Raw genomic sequence first — 18,408 nt, forward strand, 5'->3', positions numbered from 1 at the left:
ATTTTTAATTTAAATTTACGATTCCACCTTTAACGTTCGTCATGGTTTTTCCATCTATATCAACGACCATTCCTTCTGCCAGAATTGTATTTTTCCCTTTAATATTAATACTTGGTGCTTCATCCGTAATTTGGGTATCACTTTTAACGGTCACTTCATCTGTCCCGGAAACGAGTACTTTTTTACTGTCAACACTTACTTCATTAGTTCCGCTAATATTTACTTTTTCATCAGCAATAAGGTTTATTTCTTTTGATTGTATATCGACCTTATTTGGCGCATAAATCGTCATTGTTCCGTCTCCGTTAAGCATTATCATATTACCACTTGGGTCTGTCGCCGTAAAGGTGTTTTTTTCTTCATCCAGAACAAGCGAAGTTCCGCCTCTGGTGGCAAAGCTTCTTTTGTTATTGTCTTTTCCGCCGCCGCCGCCGCTTTTTCCGTGAAAAACACTTCCTAAAATAAAAGGTCGGTTAGGGTCGCCATAACGAAAATGTACCATCACATGATCGCCTACATCCGGAATAAATACCATTCCACGATTGGTTCCTACTTTATCGCTGCTACCCGCATCAGGCGTCATGACACGCAGCCAGGCGGTTTTCATTTGAGTACCTTGCTGCCAAAGCATCTGAACTCTCACTCTTCCTTTATTTTGAGGATCTGTATTGCTTTCTACTATAGCTTGCTGTGTTTGAGCAATTGGATATGCAACATCTGGTTCCGGTAAGCTTAGTACTTTTGAAGGTATGGCTCTGAAATTATTTTCATACTCTCCCAAATGTGTTGCATAATGACTAATTTCTGTAATTATAAAAGAACCTACTTCTTGTGTCAACATACTGGAGTTTTCTAAAACACTCGATTGTATGTTAACTATGCTTCCTACTTTTAGTTTTGAGTTTTTTGTAGTTGCTGAAACATAATTAGTATTGGCTGCTGCACTTTCTTGTTTCTTTTTTAAGAAGGATTCTAAAACAACGTCATCACCGGTGCTCACTATACCATGCGTAAACGAAGGTGTTGCAAACACTTCCTTTGAACTCGCAAATGCTTCATTACCTAATTTTGGCAAACCGCTTACTGTGTCTTTTGATTTTGCAGTATAGCGTTTGTCAGCACTTTCATTGTATGTAAAAGCACTAAATTTATTAGGTACTGCCTGCACCGATATTTTTAGTTTGGAAATCTCACTATTGTAAGTTAACGATATAGGGCTATCAAAACTTTTTGGTTTACCGAATATCAGCTTTTCACCATCATAATACATCCACTCATTATATTGTTTTGCTAATCGCTGGATGAACTGAAAATCTGTTTCGAGGTATTGATTCTGATAATCCATCTTGCTGGTGTATTCAGGATTGATATCATTTTGCAGTTGTTCTCCTGCTCCATTTTTTATTACCTCTTTTATGATGTCTTTTAAAGGCAGTTCTTCCCAGGAATGTAACTTTTCACCAGACTCTAATAATATGGTTTTAGAATAGCCCGAAACCACAATATGATTTCCTGAATGTCCATCTTCCTGATCGAAATCTATATTGGTAACAACGCCCAAAAAATTATTATTTTCTTCGAGCACAATGTGTACTACTTTACCCAACCATGCCTGTGCATTTTCGAGCGTATAGGCCAAAGGGCTTTCTACAGCAGCATGTGGAACAAGAATTTCAAATCGATGATGGTCATTTATTACCTGTACCAACTCAATGCTGGTAAAGTGGCTTATTTTTTTAGAATCTATTCCAAAAATTATTGTTGGTGGTGTCATAGTTTATTTTTTTGTATTAGTAGCTATTATTAAGGAATATTATTATTACCTGTATTTAAAAACTTAAAAAAAGCTTCATTGCTTTCAAGCATTTCAGCTGTTAAATCCAGGTCTTTAGTTCCTTGATGTGTTATTGTTTTTTTTCCTAGTTTGTAATAATGAACGATTGTTTTTCCTTCATAATTCAAACTATTTGTACTTATAATTATCTTGCTTTTTTCATTAAAATAAAAAGAATTAATAGCTGTTGTCAGGATATCATCGGATGTCTCTTTAAATTGATAGTTAATTTGTTTTTTATTTATTAGATCAATTACTATCAGGTTTATTCTATTGTTAACCTCACTTAATGGTAATAAAAGCATTTGATTATCTGTAATATAACAATCTCTGGATTTATCGTTTACAATCAGTCCATTTAAAGGAAATACTTTATCGAATCGATTTAGATATCCTATTTTTATAATATTTCTTTTGTTTTGACTAATATGAATACTATCATTATAATACTTAATCGTATATAAAGCTCCTACTTTGTCTTTAACTTCAAGACTGTCAATTTCTAATTTATTTTGCTCATTTTTGACTACATGTTTTGAAATATCCTTTTCTTTGGTCTTTGCATTACATCCAAAAAAAACAAAAACAATTAAAATTATTTTGAGTTTAAAAAAATTAGTTAATTTCATTTGAAATAGAATTGAATTTTTCGTTTTGTCTAATAAGTAATCTCTTTTCATCCTCTAGTTTAATTTTTCCCGGATCTGTGAATAAAATGGAGTTGTTTGTTAAGAGGGCATTTATCTCCTTTAATCTTTCTTTATTTTCCTCAACTTGATAGTCTAAACTCTTTTTAAAACGTTTTTTAAAATCGCCTATCTGATTTAATAAATGTTCCCCATAATGATTTTTACCTGCACTATCCTTATCGGCATTATAAGTATATTTACCAGCATGTCTTTCTTTTTCTGTTGGATAATATTTTCCTGTATTGAAAGCTTTATCAATATCATCTGCTGTTATATTATCCTGAGTTATTATTGTTGAAAAATAACTCCAGTTTTTATTTATTTTATTAAAATAATCTGTCAAAGCCGCCTGATAACCTCCTAAGCTTGAATAATCTTTCACACTACCGTGAGTAGTACTTCTTTTAGAAGGTTTCCCCATTACTCCAAATAAATTATAATCACCGTTTTTTATTGCAGATACTCCATATCCGCTTTCTAAACTTGCCTGCGCTAAAACTAATAATGCACCCTTACCAGATGCTCCTTTTGCTTTTGCAAAATCATAAATATCAATGGCAATTGTTGTCAAAAACTCATGATGAAGAAGTTTTTCTTTTTTAAATGATGAACTTAAATTTTTAGATTTAACATCTTCTGCAACACGATAGCCTTGTACGCTTCTTCGCTGCATCATCGACGACAACTTATCTGTATTTTCCCATTGACCTGTTTGCCTATTATATTGAGGACCTTTAACGCCTAATGAGCTGGCATTTTTATGTTTTCCTGAGGATGAAGATTTGGCCATGGTAAAATTTATTAATTTGAAATATTTCAATATTCAATCATATATCTTATTTCGGTTTATTCTGAATATTATTCTTGGTTTAGTTACTAAGGTTTGGTCATTTCATTTTATCAATATTTTAGAGCTTGTATCAAGAAATTTATTTTTGATCAAAAATCCCCCGGCAAAAAAATACGACGAGAAAAAAACAAATACAACTGTTCCAAACCAAAGAAATATATCCGGAAATGATTTGATATATAAAACTGATGGATAACCTGGGGGATCCATTATAAAAAAACGTTCCAGATTTTCGCATAATAAAAGTGCTAATAATGAAACTACTCCTGAGAGACTATTTCCTTTTTCTTTTTTATATATGAAGTAAAAAAAAAGCCCTGTTATAATACCAATAGAATATTTTAAAACCCAAAAAGGACTATTCTTAAACATATAGGCAAATACAACCGAAAAGAAACTGGCAATAAATAATAGCAGAAGTAATTTTGAAATAGATAAGAGAGGATTTTTTTTATCATAAAATAAAAACATGAATATACAACTCAAAGATGTTGCTATTCCTACTCTCATTATATAGAAATATTCAGCTAAAAAATTTCTGTCAATCGATTCAATACTCATCAATATAATAAAAGAATACATGTAAAAAATTCCAAATAGCAGCAAGAATAAAATACCAGATAACGTCTTTTTCAGTAAAAAGTTCTTATCCGAATTACTATAGAGAAAATCTTGTTGTTGCATATCTTATTATTTAGTATAAGTCAACTTATAAATTTCAATTCAAGGCATTAAGAACAAATAAAACACAGCTAGATAACTACTCATTTTTAATAATAACTAGCCTAAATTTGTTGATCTTGTAATTCTAATTTATTTTTATTCTTCTAATAAAAAGGAAGAATAAAATATTACCACGCAAATAGTTCTCAAAAAATCATAGATATTTTCTTTGTAATTAGAAAACTCGTATAAGTTAGATCGGTGAAAAAATATACTATTTTAAAAAAACTAAGATTTTATAAAAACAAGAAGCGGCATTTTACCGCTTCCTGATAATTGAGATAAATTAGATTTTAGCCCAATTGTTATCTAATGTTGCATTACCTAATGTAATTTTTTCTGCTGAGAAAGTGATCTCAGTAGTCATTGGAGTTTCTGCCATAGCATCAAGCTGCTCGCTGAAGAATACAATAAATGCATTTTCAAAAGAAAGTTCTTTCATTACTTGCTCAGAATCTGCCTTGAAAAATTTCACTTTTCCGCTTACAGGTTTGTGCTGACTGTTTACTGCCTGTTCGATAACAGTAGTATTGTCTGTAGATTTTAATTTTAGGTTTAATCTACCTCCTTTAATTTCAGATGAAACTGCTCCTTTACCGTCAGTATGTCTTAACATATCAACTTTTGAGAATAATACTTGGTACTCGTTTCCTTCGAATTCTAAAATTGCTTTAAATGCCATAATAAAAATAATTAAGTTAAAAAATGTTTTTTTTTAGAATCCTCTTTATTTTGTATGACTAGTATTAACAAAAAAAAGAGGTATTCTACATGATTTTAGAATACCTCTTTTTTGTACTAACGTACTTTTTTAATTGCTTCTTGTAGGAAGATGAGGGTGATTCGCAATCAATAATTTGTACGAATATACAAATACAAATCAAACAAACAAGTTTATTCGTAATCTTTTTCATCAAAAATCGTAAAATATTTTTTTGACGAAAATTAAAATATGTAAGAATACAGTATTTGCTGGGCTTGCAGAGAATTTATATGAATTTTTAGATTTGAAATATTAATTAATAATATTTTTCATAAAAAATAATAAAATGAATCCCAGAAGCACAACCGTAATATGCAAGATGATAGCATTGACCTGAGGCTGCAATGAATTTATCTGAGTTTTTATATCTGAAGTCGCAATTGTATGGATTTCATTTATTTTGTTTACCTGTTTTTGTAGCGAATCAATCGTTTTATTTAAATATAAAATGTTCTGGTGCTGATTAGAAAACAAGCGCTTGACTTCTTTGTCTGATAAAGCTGCTCTTTTCTTAATAACTCCGGTTTTAGGCTCTTTAAGTGTTAACTCACTTACATCCTCAATTTTACTGTTATTGACTTCAAAACTTTTATTTAGCTTGTTTACCAAAAAAAAGATAAAAACAATATAGGAAAGTAAAAACGTTGGTAAAATGTACTGAACAATTATCTCTATGGGTTTTGGTCTCACCGCACTATGAATATTGTTTATAGTACTGTAATTAGTAAAAAAAATAGGTTCTTGTTTTTTCTCTTTATTCAATCTTTCGTTTTTAAATTTTTCTTCTAAATCTATTAATTCAAAGCGATCCAGAGAATAGACCCCCAGACTCTCTGTTAGTTTTTTATGATGTACCATCCAATTGAGCACTTCTTCCATTTGGTATTCAGTAATGCCCGGATCTTTAAGCCTCCATAAAATTTCATTTTTTGTGAGTTCACAAGGTTTTCCTTTGCTTTCAAAATAAAATAACTCTAAAATTATTTCATGCAAAGGTTTTGTCATTTCTATTGTATTCATAATCTCCATAATCCTTATTTTATAATAGAAGTTTTTTTGATATATAATAATATTTAGTCTGAGATTCATCGTCAAAAACCTCAAAAGTATTATTGCGCTGCATTTTTTCTAAAACTTCAACCTTGCTGTTTAAGGTTGTAAAAATTGTTCTGAATTGGTCTGGCTTTTTCTTAAACTTTCGAATATCTTTAATCCTTATTTCATGCAAATCAGGACTGTTTACAAATACTCTTGTTTTGAAATAAAGCAAATCTGCCAAAGAACTTCTATTTTTTATTGACTCTGTTTGTCTTATTTTACTAGCAAAAATTTTACATCTGTCCCTAAAGCTTAAAATCTCAACTTTATCAATATTTGCGTTTGTATATTCTTTGCTGATTAATTCTCTGTAGTTTTCTATAAGCTGCTTAATTTCGCTCTCTGTCAGTAAAATATGGACTTTGTTTTCTAAACTACTGTTAAGGGTATCTTTTGCATTTATTACAAATGTTTCGCTTTTATAGTTTTTAGGTATTTCGGTGCTTGTACTATCTTTTCGAGGATAATTTTGAATAAGATTATTAATCGTTCCACTTGGCTGACTTCTTAAAAAGCTGAATTCATTTTTGTATTGTGTCAGCGATTTTAATAATGTATTATTTGTTTTAATAGTTTTACTAATAACGCTGTCAATAGCTTTATTGATAGTTTCCGGTGTAAGTTCTCCGTTTAATTTAGGAAAAATGATACCTCCGTTAAAATTACTTTTTAATGGTGCATCGTAGATATAATCATTATCTACATCGCCATTGTATATAAACTCATCGTTTTTTGCAATCAGCTTTGGGTCAACATAATAATTCTGGATATTTTTTTTATTTGCATTACTGGCCTCGCTTAAATACATTTTACTCTGCAGAATAAAATCCTGGTTATCGGAGTTGTTTTCATTTTTAAAAAGAATGAACAATAATTTAGCATTATTTTTTGCCAAAATATTAAAACTATCCGGTAAGACATTATTTATGGACCCGTCTAAACCTGTCAAAATAAAAAAGTTATTTTCAAAATTTGTTTCTGAACTCAAAAACTGGCTAATATTTGTATTGCTTCTGGGTAAAATATTCTCATCCAAAATTTCATCTGGTGTCTTTATACTTTTCTCTATTAAATCAAACCATTTTGAAAAAGATTGAGATTTAATCAAATAATAACTTTTAGATTTCCCTTTTGCTATAAACGAATATGTAAAATTATAATTCGCATATAATTCACTACTGATTGTTAGTTTAAGATTTTGTAATGCCGAAAGTGTTTTTTTTAAATATTGCTTAGTTGAGTTGTTGTTCTCAAAAACGTAATAAAAATTAATATTCTTACTTTCCAAAGCGATTTGTTCGATGGTTGTAATCGAAATATCATCGCCTTTTAAATTTGTAATTTTATTTTTGTCGTGGTTCCAAACATTTATAGGCAGCGATATCTTACTTGTGCTTTCGAACTTAATTGGATCGCTTGACTGATTTTCATTTACAAAAAAAGTATTCTTATACAATTCATTAGCCCGAAAATTAATTTTTCCCGAAGAAAAATGCAGCGTATCCGTAGGATTCAGCCTGACAACCATATTATCTTCTATAGGATTTAAATATTGCAAAGGAACCCAGCCATATTTAAGATTGGTCGTATCTTTTGGCATAACATCATCAAAATTTGATACAAAAGCTGAATTGGTTGTTTTGTTGATTTTATATACATATACAAAATCATTTAGTTTAATATTCTTTTTAGATGCCGATTCTAAGTTGGGATCGTTCTTTAATAAAAGTGTACTTTTTTTGACATTTTTGCCACTGGAAAACAAGTTGTCTAAGTTATTTGAAGCTACAAAATATTTCACATACTTTAAATTTACCTGATTTTGCATCGCCCTGCTGTATTCAATGACGTTCTCTTTTTTTATCCAACCTAAATACTGTACTTCTTTTGCATTAGAAAAGTGATTTTTTTTACTGCGTAAAACAGAAAATGTTCCTTTTGGTTTTCCAATCAATTTTTTATCTGCCACAACAACCTCATAATAGTTTTTATCTTCATTGATCACATACATTGGAGACAAAATATTGGCTTTATTATTTACCTTGGCTCCATAAGGTTCTTCATAAATACTATTATCACTTCTGTCTGAAAAAACTAATTTAAGCTGTGATTTTTCGCTTTCTTTTTGCTTTTCATTATCATAAGTGTTTACTGTTTTTCCTGTTTTTTCGATAACACTTGTGCTATTTTTAACCTGAGAAAAAACACCATTTGTTACCAATAAGCAAATCAACGAGGTATATCGAAGTAAAATACTAATTTTCATCTATTTACTTTGTTTTTTAGTTTTTTGAGTAACATTTATTTGCTTAAAGCATTTAATGGTATCTAATTTTACTTCCTGAATTATCGTAGAATTTCCATCTAAGTAATGAAGTCCCTGACAATAACTTAAAAAATCATTGTATTTTTCTTCATTTACCACTACTACTACATCGGATAAATCATTGCAGATGTATTTATTTTTCAAGTAATTGACCTGTTCCTTATACATTCTTGTATCCCTTGCTCCCAGATTGGCAATAATTTGCAAGCGCTTTTTTATATCGTTCAAAACAATACCTGCAGAATCTACAACTTCTGGTTCTTTGAATGGTTCGTACAATTGAAGAATCTCTATTTCTTTTGTTATAGGATATCTGGTTTTATCTGTTTCCAATTTTACGGTATAAATACCGGGCTGCGTAAAAACATAAATAGCCTGCTTTTCATAAGAATCAATCGTTCCGGTTTCACCAAATTCCCAATACCAATTGTTTGAACTTGGCGAATATCCTGTAAACACAATTTCTTCGCCTACATAACCAAACTCTGAGCAAAATATCTTTGGAATAGAATCTTTTGCTGTCAATGCTCTTCCATTGACGATATTAATTTGTTTTGAAAAATCGAATTTATTATCAATTTTTAGCGTTACTAAGTATTTACCTGCTCGGTCATAAGTATAGTTTACGCTTCCTTTACTAACAAGCGAATCACCGTTACCAAAATACCAGACTGCTTTTTTATCTGATATTAACGTACTGTCGTTTATCTTAAAAGATAATTTTTCATTTAATTCGTATTGATGATTATCATTATCGTCTAATATTGAAAAATCAAGATTACTTAATCTTTTATTGTACGGAAATAATAATGCCACTATAAACAATATTATTGCAATACAAAACAAAACGATAACTACTGTTTTATTTTTAATGTTCATTTTTAAAATTTGCTTTACATTCGTTAAGACTTGTTTGTACAAGAGTATCGTTTTTTTTCACGGTACTTTCTTCAAGGTTTATCTCTAAAAAAACATTTAACAGGTTGCCGCCAATTAAACAAAAGTTATATGACGAATGAAATTCGTTATCCTTATACAATCTCTTATAATCTGATATTCTTCTTTTTACTTCATCAATTCGCTGTACCTGATTGATGTCATATTTAATAGTATCAATGGTCTGGAAAATTTTTCTTGATTTATTAGCATAATCTACTTTAATCTTCTGCATTTTTTCGTAATCATTGATTCTGTTGAGCATATCTGTATTATTAAAATTTGGTGTTTTTAATAAAAACTTGGTAACAACAATAAATATAATACAAGCACTGATGATAAATAATAAGTTGAATTTTACCTTTTTCCAATATGTTTCATCAAATTCTATTGCCTTCTTCATAAAATGGGATTATTTTTTTTTATTTTCCTGATCGTGTTTATCAATACATTTTTTAAGCTGAGTTTTATTTATGTCGTAATTTGTCTCGGCTTCTTTCAAAACATCAATTTTAGTCTGTATATGCTGAAGTTCTACTAAAAACTCTTCATATAAAACAAAAGAATTTGTCAAATTTGTTTTTGATTTTTGAATCTCATTATTGATTGCAAATCTTTTCTCATTGATCAGAGACTGAAGATTTTTTCGCTCGTTTAAGGTTCTGTCTTTAAATCTTAAATCGTTGATTTCTATTAATATTTCATCTAAAAGCAGGTTCATTTCGCCTTGTTTTACTGCGATATCATTGTAGTATTTATGTTTTTGCTCCAACTCTGCAACACCTTTATTGGCAGTTATCAGCGTGATATAAAGGCAACCAAAAACAAAGGCGAATGTTATGAAAAACATTATAAAAAACTTTCGTTTTTTACTGGTTATTTTAGCGTGATTAAGTGGTTTCATAGTTTTCTGTTTAATCTAGTATTGACCATGTATTGCTTTTTGGGGCTGACACTTTGGTTTCTTCGCTAATTACAATATTTTCTTTTCTGATTCCGATGTATTCTAATTCACTTAATTTTTGCCATAAACGTTTTAAAATTCCTAGAAACTGATTTAGTTTATCCAGCGTTTGTGCAATATCATTATGGTCATAAACAGCGCTTTTTGCTTCAAATAATACACTAAGTAATTCAGAAGGTTTTACATCAATCCATTCGTAATAATATTGTAAAAGCATTTCTTTCTCCTTGTCGTCCATTAGCGTTAATGTTGAGATCAGATGATTTGCCAACACAATTATTTTGTCAAACATATACACTGGAGCTTCTTCAGAAGCTATATTTTTAAGATAAAAACAATGCTCTGCATAGTAATCAATTATTTTGGTACACAAACTAAATGTGTTCGATACCAATTTGTTATTACTGGAACTGTGTGCGTTTTTTTTATGAATTTTTATCGAAAAATCGTTTAACTGATATAATTCGGTATTAACTTTTGTAATGAATTGATTTAAAGTTTCATTGTTTTTTGTTTTTACAACCGGAGCGATGTATTTTCCGTCGTCAAGGAATGTACCATTTTGGAATGTTAATTTTTTTACGATTAAAAAGTAACCAGATAAAAAATTATCGTTCACCTCATTTTTTTTGACAATATGTAACTTTATCTCCGGCAGAGCATGCGGATGGTGTAATGGAATTATTTCCGGATCTGGAATACCTACAGGAATTAGATCATAAGGATTTATAGAAACTATAACATAATAATACTCTGCAGAATTTCGGTCTAGATCATTTGCATTGATGCTTGCTTCAGGGAGTTTTGTACCATAAATATCCTGATTATAAGAAATTACATATCCGTTTTTGGCAATTACATCGCATTTTTTTAAATAAGCAACTAATTGTCCGCCTTCAATTTTTATTTCAACATCTATAGATATATTACCTGCCGGCTGAATAGCCCCATAATTAAAGTTGTTTAACTGAACTTTATTATAATCACTGACAATTGTTATAAAATTGAAATAATTATTGATAAAATGGTCTTTTGTTAGTTTTACACCATCCGTCCAGTTAATTGGTAAATGTATGTTTGATTTCATAATTGGTGAGTGTTATATTCTGGTATTAGTTAGTTTTATTTTATGTAATGGAGTATTGAATACTTCATTATAATTATTCCTCTATTGGATTTTGCTTTTTCAACGTAACTCTTTTAGCAAAAATGGTTTGTTTGTTTTTTAGTTTACCCTCTGAAATCGTCTGATAAGGACTCAGGTTCCTGATAAACAAAGGAAAACTGAAATATTTTGCTGTATAAAAAGTCCATCCCTTATCTTCATGCTCGGCACTTGATTCAATGGCATCATTAGGAAATCTATAATTTTGGTCTTCAATAAACTTATCAAACCAATTACCCAGATTAACATCCTGAGCAATTTTTACATCAAACTTTGAAAAAAATTCAGAATTGCTTTTTTTCTTTATATGTATTGATACCTGCATTAAACGAAACTTATCAATATTGTCCCAATACTCAATGTCTTTACGTTCTTTTCCAACCCTCCAGTATTCATAAAATGACTCAGGAATCTGTAAATATTTTTTCTTTGATTCCTGAAAAAAGATTGGCGCAAATAACCATAGAATATTAAGCATACTGATATGAGCATAGCTGGAAATAGCGATATAATTAAACACCAGATAGTAAATCCAGGAAGAGAGAATTGCTACAATTAAAAAAAGAAAAACTTTTGCCGGGGCACTATTTTGTATTTCTATCTTTTGAAACATGGCAGAATCCATAAAGTACAACAATCCAACTCCGAGTATTAAGTACCATAATACTGAAAACAATAAGCCAAACCAAACAAACTCATTGTTAAAAAAGGCAAACAAGCAAGGTAAAGCCGCTAAAAGTGAAAAACATAAAATAAATATTATAGCCGCCTTGGCTTTTATTTTTATACTCGAAAACTGACTCATAATAAGTGTTATAATAAGTATCAAAAACGGCGCTAAAAGGTATTTTAAAAAAAAGGGTAGTATTGTATTCATAGGTGAATGTTATCTCTTTTATTATAGTTTAAAAATTATAAAATGGTATTTATACCTAAATAGTTTTCGTTTAGTTTTATTCCTAATTGATAGTTATTAAAAAAAACAATATCAACTTTTCTGTTGCTAATAAGAAAGTACTCTAATACTTTTCGCGTAAGTTCCATCTTGTTTTCTAAAATGGGATAATCAATATTTCCTTCAAAATATAAGGTCACCTCAACATCATCAATCTCACTTTCTACCGCTCCGCTAAGTCCTAAATCAAAGCCTAAAGTACCCTCGCTTAGTTTTAAAAAAGGAGATGTCGTAAATACATGTTTTTTATATTTTAGTTTTACTACATTGCCTAGCAGCATTTCTAAAACTTTCTCCAGCTCCGGAAGGTTTTCTTTTAGTTTTTCGGCCTCACATAAATAAATGAACAGATTCTTTTTTTGTTCTTTAGATAAATTAAAATCAATACCAACTAGTTCATCTACTATATTTAGAAACAAATCAATCTTGTCCTGAAACAAGTGTAAGCTTCTGATCGCATAATGAGTATTGGCAAAGAAAATCTCATTATCAAAAGGCATAAAGAAATCTAAAGCATTCTTTTCTGTTTCTTTATTTTCTCTGACCGCCTCTACAATCTCCTTGTTTGACATTGTAGGATTGCTAACAGACAAGGGATGAAAAAGCAGTTCAGGTAAATTATGGTAAATGCTGTTCTTGGCCAAATGCAAAACAAGTGCTTCTTTTGTAATTCTCGAATCTTCCTGATATAACATTGAAGAGAGATCTATAGCATCTCTTGAATTGTTTCTTTTTGAAAGACCTGTATGTCTGACAAAAACTTCGGTATCATCTTTTAGAATATTCTGCAATTCATAAAAAAGAATTTCACCTCTTAAATTAAAATTAATCTGTTGCTTTAAAACTGAAATATCCTGTTCCATAACTTACCTTTTTTCCCAAATAAACTCATCTTCTTTTATATCTAAAACAATAGCTTCATTCTCAAGAATAGCTTCTGATATAATTAATTTTGAAATTGTTTTCTTTAGATACGTTCTCACGATTCCGGCAATAGGTCTGGCTCCATATTTCTTAGAAAATCCTTTATTTGTCAGATATTCTAAAGCACCATCTGACAGATCAAATGAAATATTTTTGATACTTATTAATTGTTCTTGTAGACGATTTAAGTGTAATTTAAAAATGGCTTTGGCAATTTCTATATTGATAGGGGCAAATGGAACAACCTCTGTCAAACGGCCTAAAAATTCAGGTCTGAAATGCTGGCTCATTATCTCAATTAATTGATTAGAAGTCGGTAAATGACCGCTTTCTATTTGCTCCTGAATCCATTGGCTTCCAATGTTTGAAGTAAAAATGATGATCGCATTAGAGAAATCACCTTCACGCCCTAATTTATCATGAATTTTTCCTTCATCCATAATTTGCAAAAACACATCATAAACAGAGCTGTGCGCTTTTTCAATTTCGTCAAAAAGTACAACAGAATACGGTTTTTGCCTGATTTTATTAACCAGCATCCCTCCTTCTTCATATCCTACGTATCCTGGAGGAGCACCATATAATAAAGCTGCTGAATGTTCTTCTTTAAATTCTGACATGTCAAATCGAATCATCGCATTTTCATCATCAAACAATAATTCAGCCAGCGTTTTTGTCAATTCTGTCTTTCCTGTTCCTGTTGGTCCTAAGAAAAAGAAGGATCCAATAGGCTGTTTAGGATTACTCAAACCACTTCGGGATTCGATAATAGCTTCAGATAGCGTTTTTATAGCATGCGATTGTCCTTTTACCCTTTCCTGTAATTTGTCTTCGATTGTTAAAAGCTTCTCTTTTTCGCCCGCACTTATTTTTCCCAACGGTATTCCGGTCGCATTAGAAACAACTGCCAGAATCTCAGATTTTGTTACAACCGTAATTTTTTCTTTTGCTATATCTTCAATGTTCGATGCTAGTTTTTCAATATCTTCAAAAGTAACAGGTTCGTTTTTTTGTCTCTTCGAATTTTCCGAAACATCAATTTTACTGGTTACAACACAGCTTATTCGGTTGTATATTTCCTTTTCAAGCAAACTCATTTTTGATTCATCAGCCGGATCAGATTCTTTTATCTGTTCTTTTATTTTTACAATTTCTACCAATGAATTTGCATTTGAAACAATTACTGATGAAGCCGTTCTGTCTAATAAATCAATTGCTCCGTAAGGCAGCTTTTTTTCTTTATAAAATCGTTTAGACAAATGAATTGCCTCCTGTATTACCTCTTCGTTAATGGCTATTTTATAATGCTTTTCTAATTTATTTTTATAAATATTCAAACATTCAACCAATAAAGAATAATCCAGCTCTTCGATAAAAATATTCTCAAATTTTCCATTTATTGTAGTTCCTTCAATTGATTTTCTATAAGAATCCGCATCAATTGAGGCAATAATATTAATATCACCCTGGGTTAATTGCGTATTAATGATATTGATTACAGCGTTTGATTTAGAGTTTGATGAGTTTAACAGCACCTGTATATCATCAATAAAAAGAATGCTTTTTCCATTTTTGGATAATTTTTCAAAAATTTCGATAAGTTTTTTCGAAATCTCATTTTCATTACTGCAATTGGCAACGAGTTTAGAAACATTTAAAGATAAAACAAGTGTTTCTTCAAAGAAATTAGGATCTGTTTCGTGTAAATTGTGAATAAGATTTTTTATAATACTTGTTTTTCCAATACCAGATTCTCCAATTAATAAAATACCATGGTTTTCATATCTTTCTATATTTTCAAGTATCAGTCGAACTTCTCTATTTCTGCCAATGATACTGCTTCCTTCTTCAATAACATTTTTTTTATATAAGGTATCACAATAGCTAATATCGATCGTTTCCTGCTCATCAGCATTATCTGCCAGACTAAAACTCTTTTGATTATTTCTAAGTCCAAAGTGTTTCAAAAGTTCCTTATCACTTAAGTTTAAGCCATCAATTTGTTTGTCACTATAAACCAATCCGGGTTTAATGATAGCAATAAAAACACAAAAGGCATCGATAGAATCAGCTCCTAATCTAATTTTATTGAAATTTGATTCTGTAAAAACATGCTCAACTTCGCCATCACTAGTAATGCTATTATCATTGGTTTGAGATGAAGTATATACTTCTTTTCTCACATCAAACCATTCTTTTATATATTCTATATCTTTAGATAATGATTTTAATACTTCTACTAATCCTGTTGGTTCAAATAATAAGGCATAAGCTAAATGAGCTACCCCATATGTACTGTGACCATCCTGAATTGCTAATGATTTAGCAGATTTAATTGCAGATAATAAGCTTGGACTATAATCTAATTCGTTCATAAGTTTAATTAATTGTAATTTGAAACGGAATGTTCATAACCGATTGTTTTTCTAATGTTTCTTTTAAAAACATCTCTATTTTTTTCTTGTTTTCTATCTGCAAAGCATATTTTTCCTGTAAAACAACTTTGATATCAATGGTTCTGTATACTCCTTGTTTTCTATTGCTGCTTATTCCTACTCCATCTGTAATTAAAACATCTTTGGTAATATCTCTTAAATGATAATGCACTGCTGATTTTATATCTTGTTTGGTTACTAAGCGTTCTTTTGACAAGAAACCATAACGTAAATTGATTAGTTTTTCGACTTTGTTATTCCTGTAAATTCCTCCAATTGAACTTGTTTCAAAAATCGTTGAATCTTGAGCTAATTCGGATATAGAAGTTTGTTTTAAGACAGTGCCTTTTTTTAAATTATTGGCCACCTGTCCATTCGAAGTCCAATACGAGTAATAAAGAATTTTAGATTTCTCAGTTTCGTGGATTAAAGCATATACTTCCTCCTCGTTAACCTGACTGTAACTGCTATTAATTTTGTTTTCAATCGAATTAAGTTCTTCGTTGATTCTGGTCATTGTAGCATCTATATAATCTGCATTTATATTAGAAAAAGAACCAATATCTTCTCGTAATGCCCTTGCCAATTTTTTAAGAAAAAATTTTGCATTTCGTGAATCATAATTTTCTAATCCGCCATAAAAAATAGTAAACGTATTTGAGGTAAGCGAATTAGCTTGTTTTATACCATTTGTAAATTCAATGTTTTTTTCGTTAAAAATTTTCATTACATCAAGAAAATGGGTATTCCTTTCGGCTTTCATCGGGAACAAACGCCCTTCGATCTGAGCATTATGAACTCTGTTGTTTAACTTTCTATTGACAATTGGAAACGTATTTATTTTTATTTGAATTTTATCGAATTCTGCTTTAGTAAAAATTTCAGGAAATATAAATTCTAACCAGATCAGTCCTGTATCTTTTTTGCTGGTTTTTAGCTCTTCTTTGCCTATTTCAAATCTGTCTAATATCGATTCGTATACCAGGTTTTCTGCGTTAAGCTTTACTTTGTAAATAGAATTTTTATAAAATGATTTTATATTTTCGGCATAATGTTTATTATCCTGAACTTCATCAAAAATTTCATTTTCGATTTCAATATTATTCCCCAAAGAATCCTTTACTTTTATAAATTGCAAAAAGTTGTCTAATGATGAGTTTTCTGTTATAAAAGTAAATTTCAATGAATTAAGTTTTTCCAGATTTTCTTTCGAAACATCTAATCCAACCCAAATACGATGATCTAAAACCTTATTTTGTGCAGATAAATGCTGTACAGTTTTTGAAGAATCTATCAAAAATGAGTCATACATTTGAAAACTAATCTCCCCTTCTACAATATTTTCATTGGTAAAAGGTGTAAAGTAGATATCATAATCAACATTGGTGGCCATTCCTGATTTTACAACAAATTCAGTATCATTATTTAGCATAACAATACCTTTAGTAGCGGTGGTACTTGCCAAAGTATGAGCCGGCATTGGCAAATTCCATTGACTTGGTACGATCTCCTGGGCAATTCGTTCGATAATTTTATTATCAGATTCCACGCCTTCCTGATGCAAATAGTAAAGTTCATGAACAAAAACATCTAACAACATCATCACCAAAGGATCTGCCATATTGATATCTTCAATTCCCCAAATTTCAAGGCATTTTTTTTGTATCCTGTTCTTTATTTCGATAAACTTAACGTCCTTCATATTTTATTTTATTGCGAAATTGGGCTAATATTCAACTTTGTGTGAAAATTAAATGGAATTAAACTTTCTATAATGGAACCTTTTACGACTATATTCGCTTTTCTTCGAATGCTTGATCCTAATTCTTTATCATTAATTTCATCTAAAGAAATAGAAACTTCGCTTAGAATTAATCTTTTTTCGAAAGCCTGAATTGAATCATATAATGATTTTCTGACCAAATCTTCCCAGTCTCTTTTTTTAATATGTTGATTAAATTCTAAATCCCAAATAATCGTCCCATAGCTTGGTGTCTCTGGAATCTCACCAAAAGAAGTTGTAATTATCATCATAATATTATACGCAATCGACTCGTCAATCTTACAAAAATTCTCCTGTGAACCTCTAAGCAGAGACTTAAAATTAACTGGGTATTTCAGATATTTCATCTTAAAAAAATATTAAGTTGTTTTTTGACACAAATTATGGCGTTTCGGGATTTTTAACATAGTACGACAAAAATCCAAATAAAATACTTACAAATCAATATTATTTAGAAGTTTTTTTTTATTAGTTTTACAAAATTAACTAAAAATCTTATAAAATTATGAGCATGTTCAATTATGGTATTGGTGGCAATGAAGTGAAGGTTGATGCCAATGAATCAATTTTAGAAATTCCTTCAAACAGAACGTTACTAATTCAAAAACTTACAAATGAGCAACCGGTAGGACCTGAGGCAGTGTATGATTTGCAAACAGTAGAGGCGGTGTTTGAAAAGTACAAACCAAGTGTAGATTTTGAATTTACTACTGAAGAAGGTTCAGATTTAAATGAATCTATGGTATTTCAAAACTTAGGAGATTTTGGTGCAAAATCAATTAAGGAGAATAGTCCTTTTTTAAATAAATTAAACACTGAAAAAGAACAAGCTTATAAAATTGTGCGTCAACTGTCCAGTAACAGAGGATTAATTAAAGCTATTCAGGACCCTGCTGTCAAAGAGGCTATAATTGAATTACTTGAAAACGCTAAGAATGAAATTAACAACAATAAACAATAAAT

General features: G+C 30.1%; 17 protein-coding genes. 1 reads left to right on the forward strand and 16 read right to left on the reverse strand.

Translation table 11 applies throughout. From position 1 onward, the window contains the following. Positions 1-4: 4 nt before the first annotated feature. The 16 genes from SD960_RS20095 to SD960_RS20170 all read right to left on the reverse strand — a co-directional run bounded on the left by SD960_RS20095 (position 5) and on the right by SD960_RS20170 (position 17,792). On the reverse strand, positions 5-1,774 hold the full coding sequence (locus SD960_RS20095; RefSeq protein WP_318805598.1) for a type VI secretion system Vgr family protein: 1,770 nt from the start codon (positions 1,772-1,774) through the stop codon (positions 5-7). 29 nt (positions 1,775-1,803) lie between these two features. After that, positions 1,804-2,463, reverse strand: coding sequence for a hypothetical protein (locus SD960_RS20100; RefSeq protein WP_318805599.1), 660 nt, complete (start codon positions 2,461-2,463; stop codon positions 1,804-1,806). Continuing rightward, positions 2,450-3,343 (reverse strand): glucosaminidase domain-containing protein, encoded by an 894-nt coding sequence (locus SD960_RS20105; protein WP_318805600.1) that lies wholly within the window; start codon positions 3,341-3,343, stop codon positions 2,450-2,452. The genes SD960_RS20100 and SD960_RS20105 overlap by 14 nt, the downstream gene beginning before the upstream one ends. A 72-nt stretch (positions 3,344-3,415) precedes the next feature. Next, entirely contained in the window at positions 3,416-4,057 is a 642-nt protein-coding gene (locus tag SD960_RS20110; protein WP_318805601.1) for a hypothetical protein, read from the reverse strand. 325 nt (positions 4,058-4,382) lie between these two features. Beyond that, the gene (tssD, locus tag SD960_RS20115; protein WP_042563897.1) at positions 4,383-4,778 is read right to left on the reverse strand and encodes a type VI secretion system tube protein TssD; all 396 of its coding nucleotides are present in this window, start codon (positions 4,776-4,778) and stop codon (positions 4,383-4,385) included. Positions 4,779-5,111: 333 nt separating this feature from the next. Continuing rightward, a complete protein-coding gene (locus SD960_RS20120; protein WP_318805602.1) occupies positions 5,112-5,888 on the reverse strand; it encodes a DUF5457 domain-containing protein in 777 nt (258 codons plus the stop codon). Between the two features lie 10 nt (positions 5,889-5,898). Next, a complete protein-coding gene (gene tssR / locus SD960_RS20125; RefSeq protein ID WP_318805603.1) occupies positions 5,899-8,223 on the reverse strand; it encodes a type VI secretion system protein TssR domain-containing protein in 2,325 nt (774 codons plus the stop codon). Beyond that, the gene (locus tag SD960_RS20130) at positions 8,224-9,162 is read right to left on the reverse strand and encodes a PKD domain-containing protein (RefSeq protein ID WP_318805604.1); all 939 of its coding nucleotides are present in this window, start codon (positions 9,160-9,162) and stop codon (positions 8,224-8,226) included. Next, on the reverse strand, positions 9,152-9,622 hold the full coding sequence (gene tssO, locus SD960_RS20135) for a type VI secretion system TssO (protein WP_042566691.1): 471 nt from the start codon (positions 9,620-9,622) through the stop codon (positions 9,152-9,154). The genes SD960_RS20130 and tssO overlap by 11 nt, the downstream gene beginning before the upstream one ends. Before the next feature lie 9 nt (positions 9,623-9,631). Further along, the gene (locus SD960_RS20140; protein WP_318805605.1) at positions 9,632-10,123 is read right to left on the reverse strand and encodes a hypothetical protein; all 492 of its coding nucleotides are present in this window, start codon (positions 10,121-10,123) and stop codon (positions 9,632-9,634) included. Positions 10,124-10,133: 10 nt separating this feature from the next. Further along, positions 10,134-11,270 (reverse strand): hypothetical protein, encoded by a 1,137-nt coding sequence (locus SD960_RS20145; protein WP_318805606.1) that lies wholly within the window; start codon positions 11,268-11,270, stop codon positions 10,134-10,136. A gap of 73 nt (positions 11,271-11,343) precedes the next feature. Continuing rightward, positions 11,344-12,225 carry a TssN family type VI secretion system protein gene (locus tag SD960_RS20150; protein WP_318805607.1) on the reverse strand — a complete coding sequence of 294 codons (882 nt, stop codon included), beginning with the start codon at positions 12,223-12,225 and terminating at the stop codon, positions 11,344-11,346. Positions 12,226-12,260: 35 nt separating this feature from the next. Further along, a complete protein-coding gene (locus tag SD960_RS20155; protein ID WP_318805608.1) occupies positions 12,261-13,166 on the reverse strand; it encodes a hypothetical protein in 906 nt (301 codons plus the stop codon). 3 nt (positions 13,167-13,169) lie between these two features. Next, entirely contained in the window at positions 13,170-15,602 is a 2,433-nt protein-coding gene (locus tag SD960_RS20160; RefSeq protein ID WP_318805609.1) for an ATP-dependent Clp protease ATP-binding subunit, read from the reverse strand. A gap of 4 nt (positions 15,603-15,606) precedes the next feature. Beyond that, complete coding sequence (locus SD960_RS20165; protein WP_318805610.1) at positions 15,607-17,364, reverse strand: hypothetical protein; 1,758 nt, start codon at positions 17,362-17,364, stop codon at positions 15,607-15,609. Positions 17,365-17,372: 8 nt separating this feature from the next. Next, positions 17,373-17,792: a GPW/gp25 family protein gene (locus SD960_RS20170; protein ID WP_318805611.1), complete on the reverse strand. Its 420-nt coding sequence runs from the start codon at positions 17,790-17,792 to the stop codon at positions 17,373-17,375. 158 nt (positions 17,793-17,950) lie between these two features. On the opposite strand from SD960_RS20170, the gene SD960_RS20175 reads away from it, so the two are divergent. Then, positions 17,951-18,406 (forward strand): hypothetical protein, encoded by a 456-nt coding sequence (locus SD960_RS20175; RefSeq protein WP_083691681.1) that lies wholly within the window; start codon positions 17,951-17,953, stop codon positions 18,404-18,406. Positions 18,407-18,408 lie beyond the last annotated feature (2 nt).

The organism is Flavobacterium sp. MMLR14_040 (genome assembly GCF_033657265.1).
In the GTDB taxonomy this organism is placed as follows: domain Bacteria; phylum Bacteroidota; class Bacteroidia; order Flavobacteriales; family Flavobacteriaceae; genus Flavobacterium.

Bases quoted from the DNA above. Each gene is read 5' to 3' on its own strand.
- SD960_RS20095 (WP_318805598.1), bottom strand. From the start codon at position 1,774: ATGACACCACCAACAATAATTTTTGGAATAGATTCTAAAAAAATAAGC.
- SD960_RS20160 (WP_318805609.1), bottom strand. From the start codon at position 15,602: ATGAACGAATTAGATTATAGTCCAAGCTTATTATCTGCAATTAAATCT.
- SD960_RS20110 (WP_318805601.1), bottom strand. From the start codon at position 4,057: ATGCAACAACAAGATTTTCTCTATAGTAATTCGGATAAGAACTTTTTA.
- SD960_RS20170 (WP_318805611.1), bottom strand. From the start codon at position 17,792: ATGAAATATCTGAAATACCCAGTTAATTTTAAGTCTCTGCTTAGAGGT.
- tssR (WP_318805603.1), bottom strand. From the start codon at position 8,223: ATGAAAATTAGTATTTTACTTCGATATACCTCGTTGATTTGCTTATTG.
- SD960_RS20100 (WP_318805599.1), bottom strand. From the start codon at position 2,463: ATGAAATTAACTAATTTTTTTAAACTCAAAATAATTTTAATTGTTTTT.
- SD960_RS20145 (WP_318805606.1), bottom strand. From the start codon at position 11,270: ATGAAATCAAACATACATTTACCAATTAACTGGACGGATGGTGTAAAA.
- tssO (WP_042566691.1), bottom strand. From the start codon at position 9,622: ATGAAGAAGGCAATAGAATTTGATGAAACATATTGGAAAAAGGTAAAA.
- tssD (WP_042563897.1), bottom strand. From the start codon at position 4,778: ATGGCATTTAAAGCAATTTTAGAATTCGAAGGAAACGAGTACCAAGTA.
- SD960_RS20150 (WP_318805607.1), bottom strand. From the start codon at position 12,225: ATGAATACAATACTACCCTTTTTTTTAAAATACCTTTTAGCGCCGTTT.
- SD960_RS20120 (WP_318805602.1), bottom strand. From the start codon at position 5,888: ATGGAGATTATGAATACAATAGAAATGACAAAACCTTTGCATGAAATA.
- SD960_RS20130 (WP_318805604.1), bottom strand. From the start codon at position 9,162: ATGAACATTAAAAATAAAACAGTAGTTATCGTTTTGTTTTGTATTGCA.
- SD960_RS20175 (WP_083691681.1), top strand. From the start codon at position 17,951: ATGAGCATGTTCAATTATGGTATTGGTGGCAATGAAGTGAAGGTTGAT.
- SD960_RS20140 (WP_318805605.1), bottom strand. From the start codon at position 10,123: ATGAAACCACTTAATCACGCTAAAATAACCAGTAAAAAACGAAAGTTT.
- SD960_RS20165 (WP_318805610.1), bottom strand. From the start codon at position 17,364: ATGAAGGACGTTAAGTTTATCGAAATAAAGAACAGGATACAAAAAAAA.
- SD960_RS20155 (WP_318805608.1), bottom strand. From the start codon at position 13,166: ATGGAACAGGATATTTCAGTTTTAAAGCAACAGATTAATTTTAATTTA.